Annotated in this window: 17 protein-coding genes; 6 read left to right on the top strand and 11 right to left on the bottom strand. The window is 40.8% G+C overall.

The window, feature by feature from the left end:
- Positions 1 to 26: 26 nt before the first annotated feature.
- From ACKGJN_RS09060 to ACKGJN_RS09035, 6 genes are all read right to left on the bottom strand, one after another.
- Positions 27 to 248: a DUF2795 domain-containing protein gene (locus ACKGJN_RS09060; protein WP_006989959.1), complete on the bottom strand. Its 222-nt coding sequence runs from the start codon at positions 246 to 248 to the stop codon at positions 27 to 29.
- Positions 249 to 399: 151 nt separating this feature from the next.
- Positions 400 to 975, bottom strand: a complete 576-nt coding sequence (locus tag ACKGJN_RS09055; RefSeq protein WP_409539166.1) for a cob(I)yrinic acid a,c-diamide adenosyltransferase — start codon at positions 973 to 975, stop codon at positions 400 to 402.
- A gap of 407 nt (positions 976 to 1,382) precedes the next feature.
- Positions 1,383 to 1,574 carry a hypothetical protein gene (locus tag ACKGJN_RS09050; protein WP_409539165.1) on the bottom strand — a complete coding sequence of 64 codons (192 nt, stop codon included), beginning with the start codon at positions 1,572 to 1,574 and terminating at the stop codon, positions 1,383 to 1,385.
- 106 nt (positions 1,575 to 1,680) lie between these two features.
- Positions 1,681 to 2,379: an ABC transporter ATP-binding protein gene (locus ACKGJN_RS09045; protein WP_409539164.1), complete on the bottom strand. Its 699-nt coding sequence runs from the start codon at positions 2,377 to 2,379 to the stop codon at positions 1,681 to 1,683.
- A gap of 53 nt (positions 2,380 to 2,432) precedes the next feature.
- Complete coding sequence (locus ACKGJN_RS09040) at positions 2,433 to 3,251, bottom strand: O-methyltransferase (RefSeq protein ID WP_409539163.1); 819 nt, start codon at positions 3,249 to 3,251, stop codon at positions 2,433 to 2,435.
- A gap of 56 nt (positions 3,252 to 3,307) precedes the next feature.
- On the bottom strand, positions 3,308 to 5,173 hold the full coding sequence (locus ACKGJN_RS09035; RefSeq protein WP_409539162.1) for an ABC-F family ATP-binding cassette domain-containing protein: 1,866 nt from the start codon (positions 5,171 to 5,173) through the stop codon (positions 3,308 to 3,310).
- Between the two features lie 240 nt (positions 5,174 to 5,413).
- Here ACKGJN_RS09035 and ACKGJN_RS09030 point away from each other — a divergent pair, with 240 nt between their 5' ends.
- The 3 genes from ACKGJN_RS09030 to ACKGJN_RS09020 all read left to right on the top strand — a co-directional run bounded on the left by ACKGJN_RS09030 (position 5,414) and on the right by ACKGJN_RS09020 (position 9,616).
- Positions 5,414 to 6,205: a polysaccharide biosynthesis/export family protein gene (locus tag ACKGJN_RS09030; protein ID WP_409539161.1), complete on the top strand. Its 792-nt coding sequence runs from the start codon at positions 5,414 to 5,416 to the stop codon at positions 6,203 to 6,205.
- A 1-nt stretch (position 6,206) separates the two neighbouring features.
- Positions 6,207 to 8,678: an exopolysaccharide transport family protein gene (locus ACKGJN_RS09025; protein ID WP_409539160.1), complete on the top strand. Its 2,472-nt coding sequence runs from the start codon at positions 6,207 to 6,209 to the stop codon at positions 8,676 to 8,678.
- Positions 8,679 to 8,752: 74 nt separating this feature from the next.
- A complete protein-coding gene (locus ACKGJN_RS09020; protein ID WP_409539159.1) occupies positions 8,753 to 9,616 on the top strand; it encodes an ABC transporter permease in 864 nt (287 codons plus the stop codon).
- A gap of 23 nt (positions 9,617 to 9,639) precedes the next feature.
- Here ACKGJN_RS09020 and asnB read toward each other — a convergent pair whose 3' ends face one another.
- Positions 9,640 to 11,355, bottom strand: a complete 1,716-nt coding sequence (gene asnB, locus ACKGJN_RS09015) for an asparagine synthase (glutamine-hydrolyzing) (protein WP_409539158.1) — start codon at positions 11,353 to 11,355, stop codon at positions 9,640 to 9,642.
- Positions 11,356 to 11,621: 266 nt separating this feature from the next.
- Between asnB and ACKGJN_RS09010 the strand changes: the two genes are divergently transcribed.
- Positions 11,622 to 12,395, top strand: a complete 774-nt coding sequence (locus ACKGJN_RS09010; RefSeq protein WP_409539157.1) for a CDP-alcohol phosphatidyltransferase family protein — start codon at positions 11,622 to 11,624, stop codon at positions 12,393 to 12,395.
- Positions 12,396 to 12,470: 75 nt separating this feature from the next.
- On the opposite strand, the gene lptB is transcribed toward ACKGJN_RS09010, so the two are convergent.
- From lptB to ACKGJN_RS08990, 4 genes are all read right to left on the bottom strand, one after another.
- On the bottom strand, positions 12,471 to 13,211 hold the full coding sequence (lptB, locus tag ACKGJN_RS09005) for an LPS export ABC transporter ATP-binding protein (RefSeq protein ID WP_409539245.1): 741 nt from the start codon (positions 13,209 to 13,211) through the stop codon (positions 12,471 to 12,473).
- Positions 13,212 to 13,506: 295 nt separating this feature from the next.
- Positions 13,507 to 13,863, bottom strand: coding sequence for a carboxymuconolactone decarboxylase family protein (locus ACKGJN_RS09000; RefSeq protein ID WP_409539156.1), 357 nt, complete (start codon positions 13,861 to 13,863; stop codon positions 13,507 to 13,509).
- Positions 13,864 to 13,867: 4 nt separating this feature from the next.
- The gene (gene tatC / locus ACKGJN_RS08995) at positions 13,868 to 14,698 is read right to left on the bottom strand and encodes a twin-arginine translocase subunit TatC (RefSeq protein WP_409539155.1); all 831 of its coding nucleotides are present in this window, start codon (positions 14,696 to 14,698) and stop codon (positions 13,868 to 13,870) included.
- Entirely contained in the window at positions 14,698 to 15,663 is a 966-nt protein-coding gene (locus tag ACKGJN_RS08990) for a KpsF/GutQ family sugar-phosphate isomerase (protein WP_409539154.1), read from the bottom strand. The genes tatC and ACKGJN_RS08990 overlap by 1 nt, the downstream gene beginning before the upstream one ends.
- Before the next feature lie 83 nt (positions 15,664 to 15,746).
- Between ACKGJN_RS08990 and ACKGJN_RS08985 the strand changes: the two genes are divergently transcribed.
- A complete protein-coding gene (locus tag ACKGJN_RS08985; RefSeq protein ID WP_409539153.1) occupies positions 15,747 to 17,945 on the top strand; it encodes a RecQ family ATP-dependent DNA helicase in 2,199 nt (732 codons plus the stop codon).
- 75 nt (positions 17,946 to 18,020) lie between these two features.
- Positions 18,021 to 18,953: a peptidylprolyl isomerase gene (locus ACKGJN_RS08980; protein ID WP_409539152.1), complete on the top strand. Its 933-nt coding sequence runs from the start codon at positions 18,021 to 18,023 to the stop codon at positions 18,951 to 18,953.
- Positions 18,954 to 19,054: the final 101 nt, after the last annotated feature.

Here is a 19,054-nt window from a genome sequence, read left to right as displayed (position 1 = left end):
CCTTTTAATATTTGCTTTGTGCTTTTTTAATATTCATCCTCGTTCCAAAGATAATCTTCATCAGTAGGATAATCGGGCCAAATTTCTTCAATTGAATCATATGAATCACCTTCATCTTCAATAGACTGAAGGTTTTCCACTACTTCCAGCGGAGCTCCTGTCCGGATGGCATAGTCAATCAATTCATCTTTTGTTGCCGGCCAGGGGGCATCACTAAGGTAGGATGCAAGTTCTAAAGTCCAATACATTGATTAATCAGGTTTTATTTTTTGCAAAAATAATTTTTTTATGCTAATAGGCAAGTAAAAAATCTATTATTTCACTAATAATTTTAAGAACATAATCTAAATTGTTAAAATCATATTAATTATAGCCAATCCAGAGTCTGCAAAAAGGTCTTTATATTCCTTTTTCAGGAATCCATTCTACCTCATTTGCGTTTAAATCTTTGGACAATTTCCGTGCCAGCACAAACAGGTAATCGCTTAAACGATTCAGATATTTTAATACCAGTTCGCTAAAAGGGCTTATTTCATAAAGCGCTGTAGCCATACGTTCTGAGCGTCGGCAAACGCAGCGGGCTATGTGACAAATTGACACTGCCTGATGTCCTCCCGGCAATACGAAATGAGTCATTTCAGGTAAAACTTCATTCATTTTATCGATTTCATTTTCCAAAAGTAAAATATCTTCTTCGGTAATTCCTGGAATGTTAAGGCGTGGTTTTCCACTTTTTAAGGTCGCTTTTTCGGGTTCGGTGGCCAAAGTAGATCCTATGGTGAATAAACGGTCCTGTATCCTGTTCAGGATTTCACGGGTTTCCGGTTGTACTTCCTGGTCTTTAACCAAGCCTATATGGGAGTTGAGTTCATCTACGGTTCCGTAGCTCTCTATCCGGATATGATGTTTGGAAACGCGGGTTCCGCCAAAAAGGGAAGTTGTGCCTTTATCACCGGTTTTTGTATATATTTTCATATTTGTTATTATTGTTTTAGAGCTCATATGCATCAGCCATAATAAGTATTATTCTGTGCATGAATAGCTCGTTATGAATGCTTCATCTGTTTATATTGATTTTGCTGCTTCTTTTGCTCAAAGATAGAAAATAGCCGGCAGATATAGGGTTCATAAACTTATGCTTTTCCGTGCAGGGAAAAAGCATATTGCCCACCTTTAAAGAAAACTACGGCACGAAGAAAATTCAGGCTGTCTTTCCTTGTGAAAATTTAATATTAAAAGTGAATATTGTTTCTGAATTACTGCTTAACAGACTTGTACTAAGAAATTGATTTTCAAAGAGATTGTTTTAAAGAATCCAATTAAAGATGTTTTCTTTGCTTAAACTGAAGAAGTCGTTGGAATCTCAGATGTTTGCTCATTAGTTACTCGTTTCTTTGACCCCGTTTTTGGAGAGGGTCTTTAGTTCGCTTTCGCTCCAGGTAACGTTTTCTGAAATTCTCATTTTTGCGGTCTTTTCTATTTTGTTTTATTCGGCTGCTGTTCCAAATAAAATAAATTACGGCAATAGCGATAAGGGCTAAATAGATCCAGGTTTCCTGATCAAAATCTATCATTGTGAGATGAATTTTAACCAAGATAAGAAAAGTTTACCGAATTCCCCTAAATGGTTATTATTGAAAGGCGATTGGTAATTAATTTAAAATGTTTCGTAAACTGCTATCAGCGATTTATAATTTCCTTTTTTTCATCACTTTCAATAACACCATCCCTTAATCGAATAATGCGGTGTGCGTGCATTGCAACTTCTTCCTCATGAGTTACCACTATCACGGTATTTCCGGCTGCGTGGATCTCATCGAACAAATGCATGATTTCTAAAGAGGTAATGGAATCCAGGTTTCCGGTAGGTTCATCGGCAAGAATGATGGAAGGTTTGTTAACCAGGGCTCGGCCAACCGCAACCCTTTGCCGCTGACCTCCGGAAAGCTGATTGGGTTTATGATCCATCCTGTCTGCAAGACCAACGTTTGTCAAAACTTCTTTAGCGCGTTCGGTACGGGCAGATTTGGATGCTCCGGCATACACCATTGGTAAAGCCACATTTTCCAAAGCGGTTGTTCGGGGCAGGAGGTTGAAAGTTTGGAATACAAAACCAATCTCCTTATTCCTGATCTCGGCCAGCTCATCATCGCTCATTTTGCTTACATCATTTCCATTCAGGATATAGCTTCCTGAAGTTGGGGTGTCCAGGCAACCAAGTAAATTCATCAGCGTAGATTTTCCTGAACCCGAAGGTCCCATAAAAGCAACATATTCCCCACGTTCAATATCCAAATTAATTCCCTTTAAAACTTTGATGATCTCGTGCCCAAGTGGAAAATCCCTGGTGATATTTCGTAATTCAATAACCTTGCTCATATCCTGATTCTGATTTTTTGTAGTGTTTATATGACGTGGTTTTAGATCATTTGTTACAACCTTAGTGTAAAATGCTCTTTTTCCTGTTCTTCCCTGAAGAAAACCAGTCCCCAGAAAAATGAATCTATACTAACACTTACTCTTGGATGTGCTTTAATCTCTTCCCAGGCTTCTTCCATTCCTTTTGACCAGTGAATATCGTCGAATATAAAAACCGAATCGTTATGGGCGAGCGGAAGTAGCTGGTTGAAATAGTTTAAAGTGGCATCTTTTTGGTGATTTCCGTCAAAATAAATGAGATCCAGAGCATTTTGTTTTTTCTGATGTTCCGGCGCAGGTGTTGCATCCATAATTTCCTCGCTCCAATATTCTGCGGAAAGGAGTTCATCAAAATTTCCCACTTTTAAGGAAATGCTCTTCAATCCAAACTTTTTAAAATACTCCCGGGCAATATTGGCAGTTTCGGGACAGCCTTCCAGGGTGGCGAGTTTCACCTGATTTCCGGCTGTTATCGCGGTAGAGGAGATTCCTAACGAAGTTCCCAGTTCCAAAGCGGTTTTAATGTTCAGGTAGGAGGTAAGTCGGTTTAACAAAAGAGCTCTTTTTGTGGAAATTGCAGCGTTTTTGGCGATATCGGAAACTTTTCGCTCATTCGATCTAAAAACCCTGCTTCCGGCCCCAAAATCCTTTACAGAAATGATCCTGTTATCCAACCGAACAGCTTTTATAAAAGAACGAATCGTTTTAAAAGACGGTTTTCCCTCTTTTTTGTATAGGGATTCGGTAAGCAGGTTATATACAAACGGGGAGTGCACCCCATGCTGATTGGTGGATTTCAGGAGGAATTTTATGTAAGCGATTATTTGATACATCGTTTTTTTAAAAGGAATGCCCGGGTAGGGCATCTTTATTTATCCGTCCTTTCGTTTTACTCCACTTTTGCTCCCAACTCAAACCAGCGTTCGGTTTTTGTCTCGATCTCATCTATCACTTTTTGAAGTTCCAGGGAAGCTTCATCGATTTGTTTCCCGCTGAGGTTTTCCAGGAATTTCTGTTGTAGTTTTTCCTTTCTCTTTTCAAGATTCAGGATCTCTTTCTCCAGTTTTCCAAATTCTTTTTTCTCATTGTAAGTAAGTCCCGAGGAAGCGTCGGTTGAGTTTTTTGTTTTCTCTGCAGGAACTTCAGCTTTTGGTGCAGCATTGATCTCCGCGGTTTGAATTGCTTCATATTCCCTGTAATCGGAATAATTTCCCGGGAAATCCTGAACTTCAGAATTGCCTTTAAAAACAAAGAGATGATCTACGATCTTGTCCATAAAATACCGGTCGTGAGAAACCACTACCAGGCAACCGGGGAAGTCTAAAAGGAAATTCTCCAGTACGTTCAGGGTTACAATATCAAGATCGTTGGTAGGTTCATCAAGGATAAGGAAATTGGGATTCTGGATAAGCACGGTGCACAAATACAAGCGTTTGCGTTCACCACCGCTTAATTTCTCAACAAAATCATATTGCTTTTTGCGATCGAATAAAAAGCGTTCCAGCAATTGCCCTGCAGAAATTTGTCTTCCTTTGGCAAGCGGAATGTACTCCCCAAACTCCTTGATAACATCAATCACCTTCTGTCCTGGTTTAGCCTGTATTCCTCCCTGGGTATAGTATCCAAATTTGATGGTGTCACCTACGATAACTTTTCCGGAATCGGGTTTTGTCTTTCCGGTTAATATATTTAGAAAGGTAGATTTTCCTGTTCCGTTCTTGCCTATAATCCCAATTCGTTCTCCCTTTTGGAAGTTGTATTCAAAACCATCCAGAAGTTGTTTGTCTTCATATCTCTTGGAGATTTTATGCAGTTCCACGATCTTGCTTCCCACACGCTCCATATTTATTTCCAGTTGCACCTGGTGGTCATTCCGGCGTTTGGAGGCCCGGTCCTTGATCTCGTGAAAATCATCGATCCGGGATTTAGACTTGGTTGTCCTTGCTTTTGGCTGGCGCCGCATCCAGTCCAGTTCTTTTTTAAACAGTTGCTTCGCTTTATCGGTATTGGTTTGATCCAGTTCTATGCGTGCATCTTTTTTATCGAGGTAGTAGGAGTAATTTCCTTTGTAGGTGTAAAGCTGTCCGTCTTCCAGTTCTACGATCTCATTACAAACACGCTCCAGGAAATACCTGTCGTGCGTGACCATGAAAATCGTGAAATTTTCTTTTCTGAAATATTCCTCCAGCCACTCGATCATATCCAAATCCAGGTGGTTGGTAGGTTCATCCATGATTATAAAATCGGGTTTGTGCAGCAACATATTGGCAAGGGCCAAACGTTTCTTTTGTCCGCCGGAAAGTTCTCCAACCAATTTATCAAGTTCCTCCAGTTTTAGTTTGAAAAGGATCTGTTTATACTGGGTTTCAAAATCCCAGGCCTGTAACATATCCATTTCCTCGAATGCTCTTTGATAAGCATCCGCATTATCTGGATTTTCCAGCGCTTTTTCATAACGGGCAATCACTTTCAGGGTTTCATTCTCTCCAGCAAAAATTGTTTCTTCAACGGTGAGTTTTGGATCCAGATCCGGTTCCTGGGCCAGAAAGGCAGAGGTGATGTCTTTTCGGTAAACCACCCGGCCATTATCGGGAGCTTCAGTGCCGGCAAGGATATGAAGCAGGGTTGTCTTTCCCGTACCGTTCTTGGCGACGAAACCAACTTTTTGGCCTTCATTTATTCCGAAGGAGATATTTGAGAACAACTGAAGTTCTCCAAAAGATTTAGCAATATTTTCAACCGATAGGTAATTCACAGAATAATTTTTTGCAAAAATAGACAGATTTTTCCGGGATAAAAGTAGAATAGTTTTATTATTAGGTTACAACACTTATATTTGTTTTGCTTAGAGTACTTTTAAGGCGGAATATAGCCCCGCCGGAACTCTGTAAATCAACCGGAAACCGGGATTTTGATCGCAGTAGCGCAGGCTTTGAAACAGGAAGTTTTAATTGTATTGCGCAAATATTTGTAAGCTTAATAGTGAGCCCCCTTTATGAAATATAAATCCATAGTTTGCGTTTTACTGGTAATATTTAGTTTTGCCTCCTGTATTCCTACTAAAAAAATCACCTATTTACAGGCGAATGAAGCTGCTGTGGACAGTATTATCTCCATTCAGCGACTTCAAAAACCCTATCGAATCCAGGTAAACGACCTTTTGAGCATTCGCGTAAAAGCATTGGATCAGGAATTGGTTGGAATGTTCAATCCTATCAATGACGCCAATGCCAATGCTACCGGCGAAGAACGGATGTATTACGACGGATTTACGGTAGATCTCCACGGAAATATCCGTGTGCCAACTTTGGGGGAAATCAATGTACTTGGATTTACCGTGCAGGAAGTGAGGGAAAAGGTAGAGCAGGAACTGCTGGATCAATATTTTAAAGATGAAGCAAATATTTTTGTAACCGTAAAACTGGCGGGGATAAGATATACCACCTTAGGAGAGATAGGTTCCGGAAGCCAGGTGATCTATAAGGAGCAGGTAAGTATCATGGAAGCGGTAGCCAATGCCGGGGGAATTACAGAATTTGGTGATATGACCGATATTAAGATAATCCGCCAATATCCCGGGGCCAGAGAGGAGATCCATAATATAGATTTAACAAATATCAATGCGACCAAAAGTCCGTATTATTATATTCAGCCCAATGACCTTATCCTGGTGAATCCATTACCTCAAAAATCATTAGGTCTTGGGACAACAGGAATTGAATCTTTTAGAACCATAGTTTCTATTGTTACATTATTGACCACAAGCATTCTAATATTTACTCGCTAAAATGGCAAATGAAGATGATCACATATCCGATGTAGGTTCCACTTTCGACTTTAAGGGCTTTGTGCTCAAGGTCATTAGTTACTGGCAGCTTATTTTGGTTTCGGTAGGCATAAGTCTGGCGGTTGCCTATTATAACAACGTGCGCAAACTTCCGGTTTATCAGCTGGGGAATTCCATTTCCATCAAGGATGATCAAAATCCGTTTTTCACTTCTAATACCAGCCTAACCTTTAACTGGGGAGGAACTTCAGATAAGGTGAATACCGCGATCACGATTTTGCGTTCCCGCTCTCATAATGAAGAGGTGGTAGAGCGGTTGCAATACTATATTAGTTATATGCAGGACGGGGAATACCAGCGTGTGAATGCTTATGGGTTCACCCCCTTTGTTGTGGAAGCAGATACCGCAAGCGCACAGTCGCAAGGCCTGCCAATTACCATCACTTTTAAAGACGAAGAAACCTTTAACCTTAAAGCTTCGGTTCCGGCCACAATAAACACCTTCAACTACGGTACAAAAGAGAGGGGGAGCACAAGTCTTGAACCACAGGATTTCAGCAGGGATTTTAAAGTTGGGGAACCAATTAACCTTCCGTTTTTCCAGGGAGTGGTGAACAGGTCTAATCAGGCACTGCAGCCAGGAAAGCCTTTTTATATATCCTTTCAAAATTTTGATGGGATTGCAGCACGATACAAGGGGATTTCGGTTTCCCCGGAATCTCAGAATTCTTCGGTTTTAAAACTGAGTTTAACCGGGGATAACAAGGCTCAAATCGTAGATTATTTAAACGGAACTGTTGCGGTTTTAAGTCAGAATATGCTGGAGCGAAAAAACCTGTTTGCCACCAAGACCATTCGGTTTATAGACAGCAGTCTTAATGTTAAATCCAAGGAATTACAGCTGGTGGAAGATGAACTGAATCTCTTCAGAAATAAAAATTCCATCCTTGATATCTCTGCTGAAAGTTCCGAAATTTCAGGAAAACTTTCCACTCTGGATGTAAGAAAAGAGGATATCCGAAGGCAACTCGCGTATTACAGCACCCTGGAAGCTTACCTGCAAACCCGAAATGATTACAGCAGTGTGCCAGCGCCTTCTGTGGCGGGAATCGCCGAGGGGAGCATCGTTAGCGGGGTTGGCCGTATCCTGGCTTTAGCTGAAGAGCGCAGCAAATATCAATATTCCTTAAAAGAAAACTCTCCGGTTTTTGCTGATATAGACAGGCAAATTAATTCGGTTAAATCGGTATTGCTGGAAAACATAACTTCTTCCACAGGATTGTTAAGGCGTGAATTGGGAGATATTAATAGCCAGATAGCGCAGGCAGAAATTGAAATCAGGAAACTTCCGCAGGAGGAACAGGATTTATTAAAGATTCAGCGTAAATACAGCATTAGTGAGAAAACCTATAACATGTTTCTTGAGAAACGCAGTGAGGCGGGACTGGTGAAAGCGGCTAATGTGAGTGATGTAATGGTGATAGACAACGCCAAGGATACCGGCGGCGGACAAATTGGACCCAATACGCAACTTAATTACGTCATGGCCTTAATGGTGGGAGGAGTGATTCCGCTCACGTTTGTATTTCTGCTTGTATTTTTAAACACCAATATTCACAATGCCCAGGAAGTTACCAGGTTATCGCCTATTCCAATTCTGGGACTTATAGGGAAGAATAAATCTGAAAACAACCTGGTGGTTTTCACCAAGCAAAAGTCGGCAATCGCCGAGAGTTTCCGGGGACTGCGGAGTAGTTTGCAGTTCATGTATAAAAAACAGGGAGTTACCGGCTCTAAAACCGTGTTGATTACCTCCTCGGTTTCTGGAGAGGGAAAAACTTTTTGTGCGATGAACCTCGCAACAGTATTTGCCCTGAGTGAGCGCAAAACCGTTCTGGTAGGTCTGGATTTACGTAAACCCAAGATATTTGATGATTTCGAACTTGAAAATGAAGCCGGAGTCGTGAATTACCTGATAGGTAATAATACTTTGGATGGGATCATCCAGAAGAGCAAGATCCCGCATCTTGATGTGATCACGGCGGGACCTATTCCCCCAAATCCTTCCGAACTGCTTATGACAGATCAAATGGAAGTGTTAATGGAAGAATTGAAACAAAAATACGATTATATCATTCTGGATACCCCGCCAATTGGAATTGTAGCCGATGCTATGAACCTTGTGAAATATGCCGATGCCACCCTATATCTTGTCCGTCAGGATTACACCAAACGCGGAATGCTGGAAAGTATCAACGAGAAATATGATAAAGGCGAGATAAAGAATATCAGCTTTGTACTTAACTACTTTGTCCACCGCGCTAAATACGGTTATGGCTATGGTTATGGTTACGGCTATGGTTACGGTTATGGCTATGCCTATAACCGCTACACCAAAGGCTATAATGATAATGTAAGCCCGCTTTATAAATTGAAGGCTTGGTGGAAGAAAGCGATGAGGAATTTTGAATAGATTGACCAATAAAATCCAAGTTTTCAAAAGTAAGGACTAAAAAAATTAATGCCTAATTGCCCTTTTTTACTAAAATGAACGAAGCAAATAATTCCGACTGGCTATATGAAATAACACCTAAGCGGAAGCTTATCGATCTTAATTTCAAGGAAATTTGGCGCTATAAGGATTTATTGATCCTGTTCGTAAAACGAAATATAGTTACTGTTTACAAACAAACCATTCTTGGGCCGCTGTGGTATTTTATCCAGCCTATGTTCACGGCGATAACCTTTACGCTTGTATTTAACAACATTGCAAATATCCCTACGGGTGATGTTCCTCCTTTTTTATTCAACCTGGCAGGGATCACGGCCTGGAATTATTTCAGTCAATGTCTTACGGGGACTTCAGACACTTTCAGGGCAAATGCCGGATTATTTGGTAAGGTATATTTCCCCAGGGTGATAATGCCGCTCTCCAATGTGATAACCAATTTGTTTAAATTCGGGATTCAGTTTGGGGTATTGGTGATTACCTATTTATACGTGGTATGGAGCGGGGTGGACATTAGTCCGAATCTTAATTTGCTGCTTCTTCCGGTATATGTGCTTATGATGGCCTTGATAGGACTGGGGCTGGGAATGATCATATCTGCTTTTACCACCAAGTACCGGGATCTTACGGTGCTGGTTGGTTTCGCCACATCTCTGCTCCTTTATTTTTCTGCAGTACCCTATCCTTTGAAAGAGGTGAAAAACAAAATGCCGGATTATGCCTGGATCGTGGAGTACAATCCGTTGACCCATATAATTGAAGGTTTCAGATATATGGTACTGGATACAGGGACGTTTACCTGGTTCGGGTTTTCGTATACGCTGGTTACTGCAATTCTTTTATTCCTGATAGGCCTGATCGTTTTTAACAGGACCGAGAAGAATTTTATTGATACCGTGTAGTTATTAGTTGGGTTGTTTTAAAGCTATTCCCTGAAAACCAGTGCAACATTGATCAATTGCCAGATGTGAAAGCTGGATTCATTATCTCCATTTTTGTAGGCTTTCCATTCTTTTTCAATTTCAGAAAAATTAAACCAGGCTGCAACAGGGGAAAGTTTCAGCTTATTTAAATTTTCTTCGGTGAAGACTATAAGTTCATTTGCCAGCCATTCCCGCTGGGGTGTTTGGAGCGCGCGTTTGGGGGCATAAGAAATATCAGCTGGTACCAGAGGTTTTAAAATCTCCCTTAACATATATTTTCCAGCTCCGTTCTGGATTTTAAATTCCGAAGGCATTGTAAAGGCAAATTCCACCAGCTTATGATCGAGAAAAGGTTCGCGTAATTCGATTCCATAAGCCATCGATAACCTGTCGTTAAAACGGAGTGCGCGTGGGATTTTAGTGAAGAAAAGATCCCGGTACTGCATGTTTTGCAGTTTATTGTCAAAAGGTTTAGGGTAGGAAGGTTTTTCAGCCAGGGCTGCGAAATCAGCGGCAAGGACATTTTTTCTGAATGGACTACCGGAACCTGTTCCCTGAATAGTTGAACCGGAATCCATATTCTCTAAATAATAATCGTATCCGGCCCACTGTTCATCCATTCCCTGCCCATCGAGAAGGACTTTTATTCCATCTTTTTGAGCCCGCTTAAAAATCCCTGAGTATGCCAGAGTTGGGATCCCTCCAAAAGGTTCATCCTGAGCTTTACTCATGAATTTTGAGCTTTCTTCAACATCTTCTGAACTAAATTTTATGCTGGTTAATGGATTATCCGTCGTGGCGATCATTTTCTCAACCCATGGCAATTCATCATAGCGTTCATCTCCTGTAAAAAAAGTGTAAGCCCTTATTTTTTTATTATTTCCGAACAGGTTTACCAATGCCAGAAGCAGCGAACTATCAATACCTCCACTGATATTAAAACCCAGCGGAACATCGGCCCTGAACCTCAATAAGATGCTTTCTTTTAAAAGGTCGTAATATTTTTTTTTGGCTTCCTCAAAGCTATATCCGGTAGGAATTTTAGCTATTTCAGCCTCAAAATCATACCATTTTTCAACAGCAAATTCCCCGTGGGAGCTTTTTAGGAAATATCCGCCTGGAAGCTGACTGATATTTTCATAAAAGGTTTTCTCCGGCATCCCGTAGGAACCATAGGTGAAGTAATTGGCCCAGACTTTCTCGTTTGGCCGGCTTGTTCCCGGAACAATTTGTAAGGCTTTGATCTCGCTGCTGAAGTAAAAGGAACCATCCTGAACAGTATAGTAAAAAGGTTTAACGCCAAAGCGGTCCCTGGCGGCAAAAAGCTCTTTTTTTTCAGTGTCCCAAATTCCGAAAGCAAACATTCCCCGGAATTTTTCCAGACAGTTTTTTCCCCAGTGAATATAGGATGCAAGCAGTACCTCTGTGTCTGATGAGGTGCGAAAATCGTAATAATCTTTTAGTTCTTCCTTTAATTCTATGTAGTTATAGATCTCCCCGTTAAAAGTTAAATAATACCTGCCGGAATTATCGCAAAATGGTTCATCAGCAGCCGTGGAAAGGTCAATTATTGATAATCGGTTATGCCCAATTGCGGCGTAACCTTTATCGTTAAAGGATCCGGTATGGTCCGGGCCGCGGTGGACCTGCTTTTCCAGCATTTTAAGAAGCTCTTCTTCTGAAGGATTTGAAGAAATTATTCCTGCTATTCCGCACATTTCGAATTGTTTTTTATAATCTAAATTTTTTTCTTTATCACTTCAGATTAACTAAATCATAGCTTTACGAATTCAAAAGTAATGGAGTTTGTTAGATAAACCTATAAGTCAGGGGTTCAGATTTTTTATCATCGATTATTATTTGAAAATAAAAAAACATTCCCGGCAATATTTTTTTTGAAGGTTTGTCATCCATAGTTTCCGAAGCACTGTAGACGTGGGGATATGATGGGATTATTTTTCCTATTTTTACCAAAACATTTTATATGAGCCTAAAGCGACATGTTCCTAACTTTATCACGATCCTTAACCTTCTTTGCGGTGCAATAGCTACTATTTTTGCGGTACAGGGTAATTTAATAATGGCAGCTTTGTTTGTTGCACTGGGAATATTCTTTGATTTTTTTGACGGACTTGCCGCCAGGGCGTTAAACGTGAAAAGCGAGATGGGATTACAATTGGATTCTTTGGCCGATGTGATCACCAGCGGACTCGTTCCCGGGATCGTAATGTATCAGTTATTGGTCCGGGCTTTGCCGGGAACAGTAAAGCCTGTTTCAAACTGGACCGATTCAGGTAGCTGGTGGGAGTGGGATTTCCCCACCCTGGCTCTAGTTGGTTTGTTAATCGCCGCCGCTTCCGCGTACCGACTCGCAAAATTCAATATAGACGACCGCCAAACCGATTCCTTCATTGGCCTTCCAACGCCTGCAAATGCCTTGCTTATCCTTAGTCTGCCATTGATACTGGCTTTTCAGCCAAATCCCTGGGCGGTGGAACTTATTTTAAATGAATGGTTTCTTATTGGATTAACATTGGTTAGTTGCTATATGCTGAATGCGGAAATCCCTCTTTTTGCCTTAAAATTTTCAGACTGGTCTTTTAAAGCGAATAAACTCCGGTATTTCTTTTTAGGCTTCTGTTTGCTGATGCTTATTTTGCTTCAGTTTATAGCGATCCCACTTATCATTTTAAGTTATGTGATCCTGTCTATTATTTTTCCGGATAGGAAAGAGAATTTGAAACCCACAGAATCTTAAATCAAAAAAAAAACTCACAGATCCAGGGAATTTGTGAGGTTATATCTTGAAAGCCTTTAAAGTTCCAGGTATTTCTTAATCGAAGATCTTTTTCTTTCTCAGTTCAAAATTCTGGCCCAGATAGACTTTACGTACCATTGGATCGGCAGCGAGTTCTTCCGGTTCCCCGTGTTTGAGAATACTTCCCTCAAACATAAGATAAGTCCTGTCGGTTATGGCAAGGGTTTCCTGAACATTATGATCGGTGATAAGGATACCGATATTTTTATTTTTTAGCTGGGCAACGATTCGCTGAATGTCTTCAACGGCTACGGGATCTACTCCTGCAAAAGGTTCATCCAGCAGAATAAAGGCAGGATCGGTGGCCAGGGCACGGGCGATCTCTGTCCGCCTGCGTTCCCCGCCGCTTAAAAGATCTCCGCGGTTTTTCCGGATATGACCCAAACCAAATTCATCAATAAGGGATTCCATCTTATCTACCCGTTCTTTTTTGGTCATTTTGGTAAGTTCCAAAACGCTCATGATATTGTCTTCGATGCTAAGTTTTCTGAATACTGAGGCTTCCTGAGCCAGATAACCAATTCCGTGTTGTGCGCGCTTGTACATCGGAAATTTAGTGATCTCCATATTGTCCAGAAATATCTTTCCTCCATTGGGTTTTATAAGGCCAACGATCATATAAAAAGAAGTGGTTTTCCCGGCACCATTAGGCCCCAGTAAACCCACGATCTCTCCCTGATTCACTTCTATGGAAATGCCTTTTACAACTTCCTTCCCTTTATATGCTTTGACTAAATTTTCCGCAGATAACTTCATTTTAATATGTGGATCCTTATTGTTTTTCATTGGTCATATTTAATTCGCAAATCTTCATTGGTGTTTGTATCGAGTTTCCGTTATGCTCATTTCGTATGTTCAATAATAATTGATGAGCTAATTGATTAATTTTCCTCATCAAGGGTTTAATTCCCCGAAGCTCGCCTCGACTTTTTAAAAGTATTTTCCAGCTCATACCTCAGTGGCTGGCACTGAGGTTTTTGATTTTTATTTTCTGAAGCAGTTTTGTTAAAATACAAAATAATAATCAGATAAAATTTAGCTCAAAAACAACTTACACCTGAGCACTATTTTCCTCAAGCGCTTCCCAAAATTCATAAGCGCGTCTTAAATGCGGGATTACTATGGTTCCGCCAATAAGAGTTGCTATTCCAAGGGTTTCCACTACTTCTTCTTTGCTAATCCCTTCTTTGTAGCAGGTTTCAAGGTGGTATCTCACACAATCATCACAACGTAAGACGGTAGATGCAACCAATCCTAATAATTCCTTGGTCTTAATATCCAGTGCTCCCGGCGCAAAAGCGTTGGTGTCCAGGTTAAAAATGCGTTTTATAATTTTATTGTTGTCTTTCAAAATTTTATCATTCATCCGCTCCCGGTATGAATTGAATTCTTCAACCTGATTTGTCATAAATTTATACTCGTTTTCTTAATTTTTTTTCTTCTCTTTTAAATACAATAGCCGAAATCATAATACTTATTTCATACAATACCAAAACCGGAATGGCCACAATTATTTGAGAAACGATATCTGGAGGGGTAATAATTGCTGAAAATATAAGTACAAGAACAAGAGCATATTTTCTGTAGGTCCTTAGGAATTGCGGCGTGATAACCCCAACTTTGGTAAGGAAAAAAATGATTATAGGTAATTCAAATATCAATCCGCTGGCAAGAACAGAAGCCCTTACAAGGCTGATATAACTACTGATGTCAAATTCGTTAAGCACAAGTTCACTTACCTGATATTTTCCCAGGAAATTGATCGATAAAGGCGTGATCACGTAATAGCCGAATAAAACCCCTAAAAAGAAGAGGAGCGAGGAGATAAAAATGAATCCCCGGGCATTGCTTTTTTCATTGGTTTTCATTGCCGGAGCTACGAATTTCCAGAATTCATAGATCACATATGGAAATGCGATAATAAAACCTGCGGTAATGGAAACCCAGATATGTGCAGCAAATTGGCCTCCCATGGTACGACTTTGAATAGTGAATGGCAGCTCCTGAAAACAAAATCCGCCGTCTACTCCCACAAAGTTGGTGATACGGCATAAAATGTCATAGGTCCAGAAATCACCTTGGCTGGGACCGAATAAAAGAACGTCAAAAATAAATCCTTTCGCAAGAAATGCTACCGTAGCCGCTATTACGATGGCTAAAGTAGCTCTTATTAAATGCCAGCGAAGGTCTTCAAGATGATCTAAAAACGACATCTCTTCATTGGGGGTTTTTACTTTTGCCATTATATTATTCCTTCTCGTATTAGATTATGAATATGCACTACACCGGCATATTTTTCGCCATCCTGTGCTATTAACTGAGAGATTTTAAATTCTTCGAGCATATCCAGGGCATCCACCGCCATCGCATCCTGGTTTATTGTTTTGGGGTTCTTGCTCATAATATCTCTCGCGGTGAGATGTATAAAAGCTTCATTGTTCCGAAGCATTCGTCTTATGTCTCCATCGGTAATAATTCCAATTATCTTTTCATCTTCAATTACAGCAGCCACACCCAGCATTTTTTCAGATATTTCTACAATTACATCCCTAACGTTTGTTTCCGGGCTTACCCTGGGTTTTAAATTCTGGGAGGTAATGTCGCTCACCCTTAAATATAATTTTTTACCAAGTGCTCCCCCGGGATGATATTTTGCAAAATCATTACTGGAAAAGCCCCGTAAATCCAGTAAACAAACCGCCAGCGCATCTCCCAGTACCAATTGCGCGGTTGTGCTGGTGGTAGGGGCCAGGTTATTGGGGCAGGCTTCCTTCTCTACATACGCGTTTAAAACAAAATCTGATTGCTGGCCAAGGAAAGAATCCTTATTCCCGGTAATTGCAATAATTTTATTTTTGAAATTTTTAATTAATGGAACCAGAACTTTTATTTCGGGAGTATCTCCGCTTTTGGAAATACAAATTACCACATCATCTTTTAAAATCGTACCCAGATCTCCGTGAATTGCATCTGCAGCGTGCATAAAAATGGCAGGAGTCCCCGTAGAATTAAGGGTTGCAACAATCTTTCCTGCAATAATTGCACTTTTCCCTATTCCAGTAATAATTACCCTACCTTTCGAGTTAAAGATGCACTGTACCGCCTGTGCGAATTCCCTGGAAAGTAAATTCTCCAGATTTGCAATGGCTTTGGCTTCAATGGAAATGGTATCTTTGGCTACAGAAAGGATTTTTTCTTCAAGTTTCAAATTTGTAAAATTATGAATTGTGAATACTAAAGAAACATGTATCTTTATTAGTGCAAATGTATGTAAAATTGTAACACAATTGAATGGGTCCTACCGAAATCGATTTACACAAACAGCTTAAAAAGTACTTTGGATTTAGTCAATTCAAAGGCCTTCAGGAACAAGTGATTACCAGTATTGTCAACGGGCACAATACTTTTGTGATTATGCCCACAGGAGGTGGGAAATCCTTGTGTTACCAATTGCCGGCTTTAATAGCCGAGGGAACCGCGATCGTGGTTTCACCCCTTATCGCCTTAATGAAAAACCAGGTGGATGCAATTCGCGGGATCTCTTCGGAACACGGAGTTGCTCACGTACTTAATTCATCCCTTAATAAATCGGAAGTACGGCAGGTGAAAGAAGACATCACCAACGGCATCACCAAATTGCTGTATGTAGCGCCCGAATCCCTTACCAAAGAGGAACATGTTGAATTTTTGCGCAGCGTGAAGATCTCCTTTATGGCGGTAGATGAAGCGCATTGTATAAGTGAGTGGGGACATGATTTCCGGCCTGAATACAGGAATTTGCGTACCATCATTAAGCGTATAGGCGATAATATTCCAATTATTGGACTTACTGCTACTGCAACTCCAAAGGTTCAGGAAGATATTCTGAAAAATCTTGGGATACCAGAGGCAAAAACCTTTAAAGCGAGTTTTAACCGCCCCAACCTGTATTATGAGATCCGTCCAAAGACCAAGAATGTAGATGCCGATATTATTCGTTTTGTAAAACAGAATGAAGGAAAATCCGGGATCATATATTGTTTAAGCCGAAAAAGGGTGGAAGAACTCGCTCAAACACTTCAGGTAAACGGAATTAAAGCGGTTCCCTATCACGCCGGGCTCGATCCCAAAACCCGAATTCGCCATCAGGATATGTTTATCATGGAAGATACAGATGTTGTGGTGGCGACCATCGCCTTTGGAATGGGGATCGATAAACCCGATGTGCGGTTTGTAATACACCATGATATCCCTAAAAGTCTGGAGAGTTATTACCAGGAAACCGGTCGGGCCGGGAGGGATGGAGGAGAAGGGCATTGCCTTGCATTCTATTCCTATAAAGATATAGAAAAGCTCGAAAAGTTCATGAGCGGAAAACCTGTAGCCGAACAGGAAATTGGCCATGCATTATTGCAGGAAGTAGTTGGCTATGCTGAAACATCCATGTCACGAAGGAAATTTTTGCTTCATTATTTCGGGGAAGAATTTGACAGTAAAACAGGAGATGGGGCCAATATGGACGATAACGTCCGAAACCCTAAAAAGAAAAGCGAAGCAGTTAAAAACGTGGAGCTTTTACTGAAAACAGTTAAGGAAACCAATGAGTTATATAAATCCAAGGAAGTAGTAAACACCCTTATTGGGAAAGCCAATGCGGTGATACTTTCCCATAAAACCGATGAGCACCCGCTTTTTGGAAAAGGTGGTGACAAGGATTCAAAATACTGGATGGCCTTGATCCGTCAGGTACTTGTAGCCGGAATGTTGAAAAAGGATATCGAAACCTACGGCACGGTAAAACTCACCGAAAAAGGAGCGGATTTCATAAAAAATCCAACCTCATTTATGATGACCGAGGATCATGTTTTTGACAATACCACCCAGGCTGTTCCAGGACCCGCTAAAGGTGAAGGAAGTGGCGTGGATCAAAAGCTTGTGAAAATGCTTAAAGACCTGCGGAAAAGGGTCGCCAAGAAACGCAATGTTCCCCCTTTTGTTGTTTTTCAGGATTTTTCACTGGAGGATATGGCTTTGAAATATCCTATAACTTTGGAAGAATTAAGCAATATTCACGGCGTTGGAGAGGGAAAAGCAAAAAAATTCGGCAATGAATTTGTAGATTTCATCAAAACCTATGTCGATGAAAACGAGATACTTCGTCCGGATGACCTGGTGGTGAAATCCACCGGTGCAAACAGCGGATTAAAACTTTATATCATTCAGAGTGTAGACAGAAAATTACCGCTGAATGATATCGCTTCGGCTAAAGGCATGGAAATGCCACAATTTATTAAAGAGATGGAAGCCATTGTTTTTAGCGGAACAAAACTCAATATAGATTACTGGCTGGATGATCTCCTGGATGAAGAGCAACAGGAAGAAATACACGAATATTTTCTTGAAGCCGAAACCGATAAGATCGAAGATGCCATGGAGGAATTCGACGGAGAGTATGAGGATGAAGAATTACGCCTCTACAGAATTAAATTTATTAGTGAGGTAGCAAATTAAAGAGATACGGCTTTTAGGGCGCCTCAACTTTCTTAAAATCCCTATCTTTGCATTCTAAATTAAAAAATTATAGACATGCAAGACGGATTATACGCAAAATTTCACACATCAAAAGGGGAAATTCTTGTAGAACTTAAATATGAGAAAACACCTGGAACGGTAGGAAACTTTGTTGGACTGGCAGAAGGGAATATCGAAAATAAAGCGATTCCGCAGGGAAAACGCTATTATGACGGATTAAAATTTCACCGCGTAATTCCCGATTTCATGATTCAGGGAGGAGATCCAAAAGGGAATGGTACCGGAGGCCCGGGATATAACTTTGAAGATGAGATTCATCCCGACTTAACCCATGACAAACCCGGAATATTATCCATGGCCAATGCAGGTCCGGGAACCAACGGAAGTCAGTTTTTTATCACTCATATCGCAACGCCCTGGCTCGATGGGAAACACACTGTTTTTGGAGAAGTAGTTGAAGGTCAGGATGTGGTGAATAAAATCGCCCAGGGAGATAGATTGGAAAAGCTGGAGATCATCCGTGAAGGGGAAGATGCCAAAAAATTTAATGCGGTTGAAGCATTTCGTTCTTTTAGCGGAGCAAAAGCTGAAAGAGAAGCTGCAGCAGAAAAACAGCAGGAGGAAATGCTTGGGGAAATTTCACAGGGATTTGAAAAAACTTCCAGTGGGCTACGTTATAAGATCGAGGAAAAAGGAACAGGTGCCAAAGCAGAAAAAGGGAAAACCGTTTCGGTACATTACAAAGGAATGTTGCCAGACGGTACCGTGTTTGATTCTTCCTATAAAAGAAATCAGCCTATAGATTTTCCATTGGGAGAAGGCCATGTGATCGCAGGTTGGGATGAAGGAATTCAATTATTGTATGAAGGCGGTCAGGCAAGATTCGTAATACCTTCGCACCTGGCATACGGAGAGCGTGGCGCCGGTGGGGTAATTCCTCCAAATACAACCTTGGTTTTTGATGTGGAATTGGTAAAAGTTAAATAGAGTTTAAATTTAGATCAACAATCAAGAACCTCCGGGCAAGCATAGGAGGTATGTCCCGATAATTCGGGAGAAAAATACTTTAAAAATTCGAGGCAAGCCCG

Source organism: Gillisia xinjiangensis (assembly GCF_046298265.1).
Lineage (GTDB): Bacteria > Bacteroidota > Bacteroidia > Flavobacteriales > Flavobacteriaceae > Gillisia > Gillisia xinjiangensis.
Note: the sequence above shows the minus strand (reverse complement) of the source record. Positions and strands in the feature narration are given on the sequence as shown.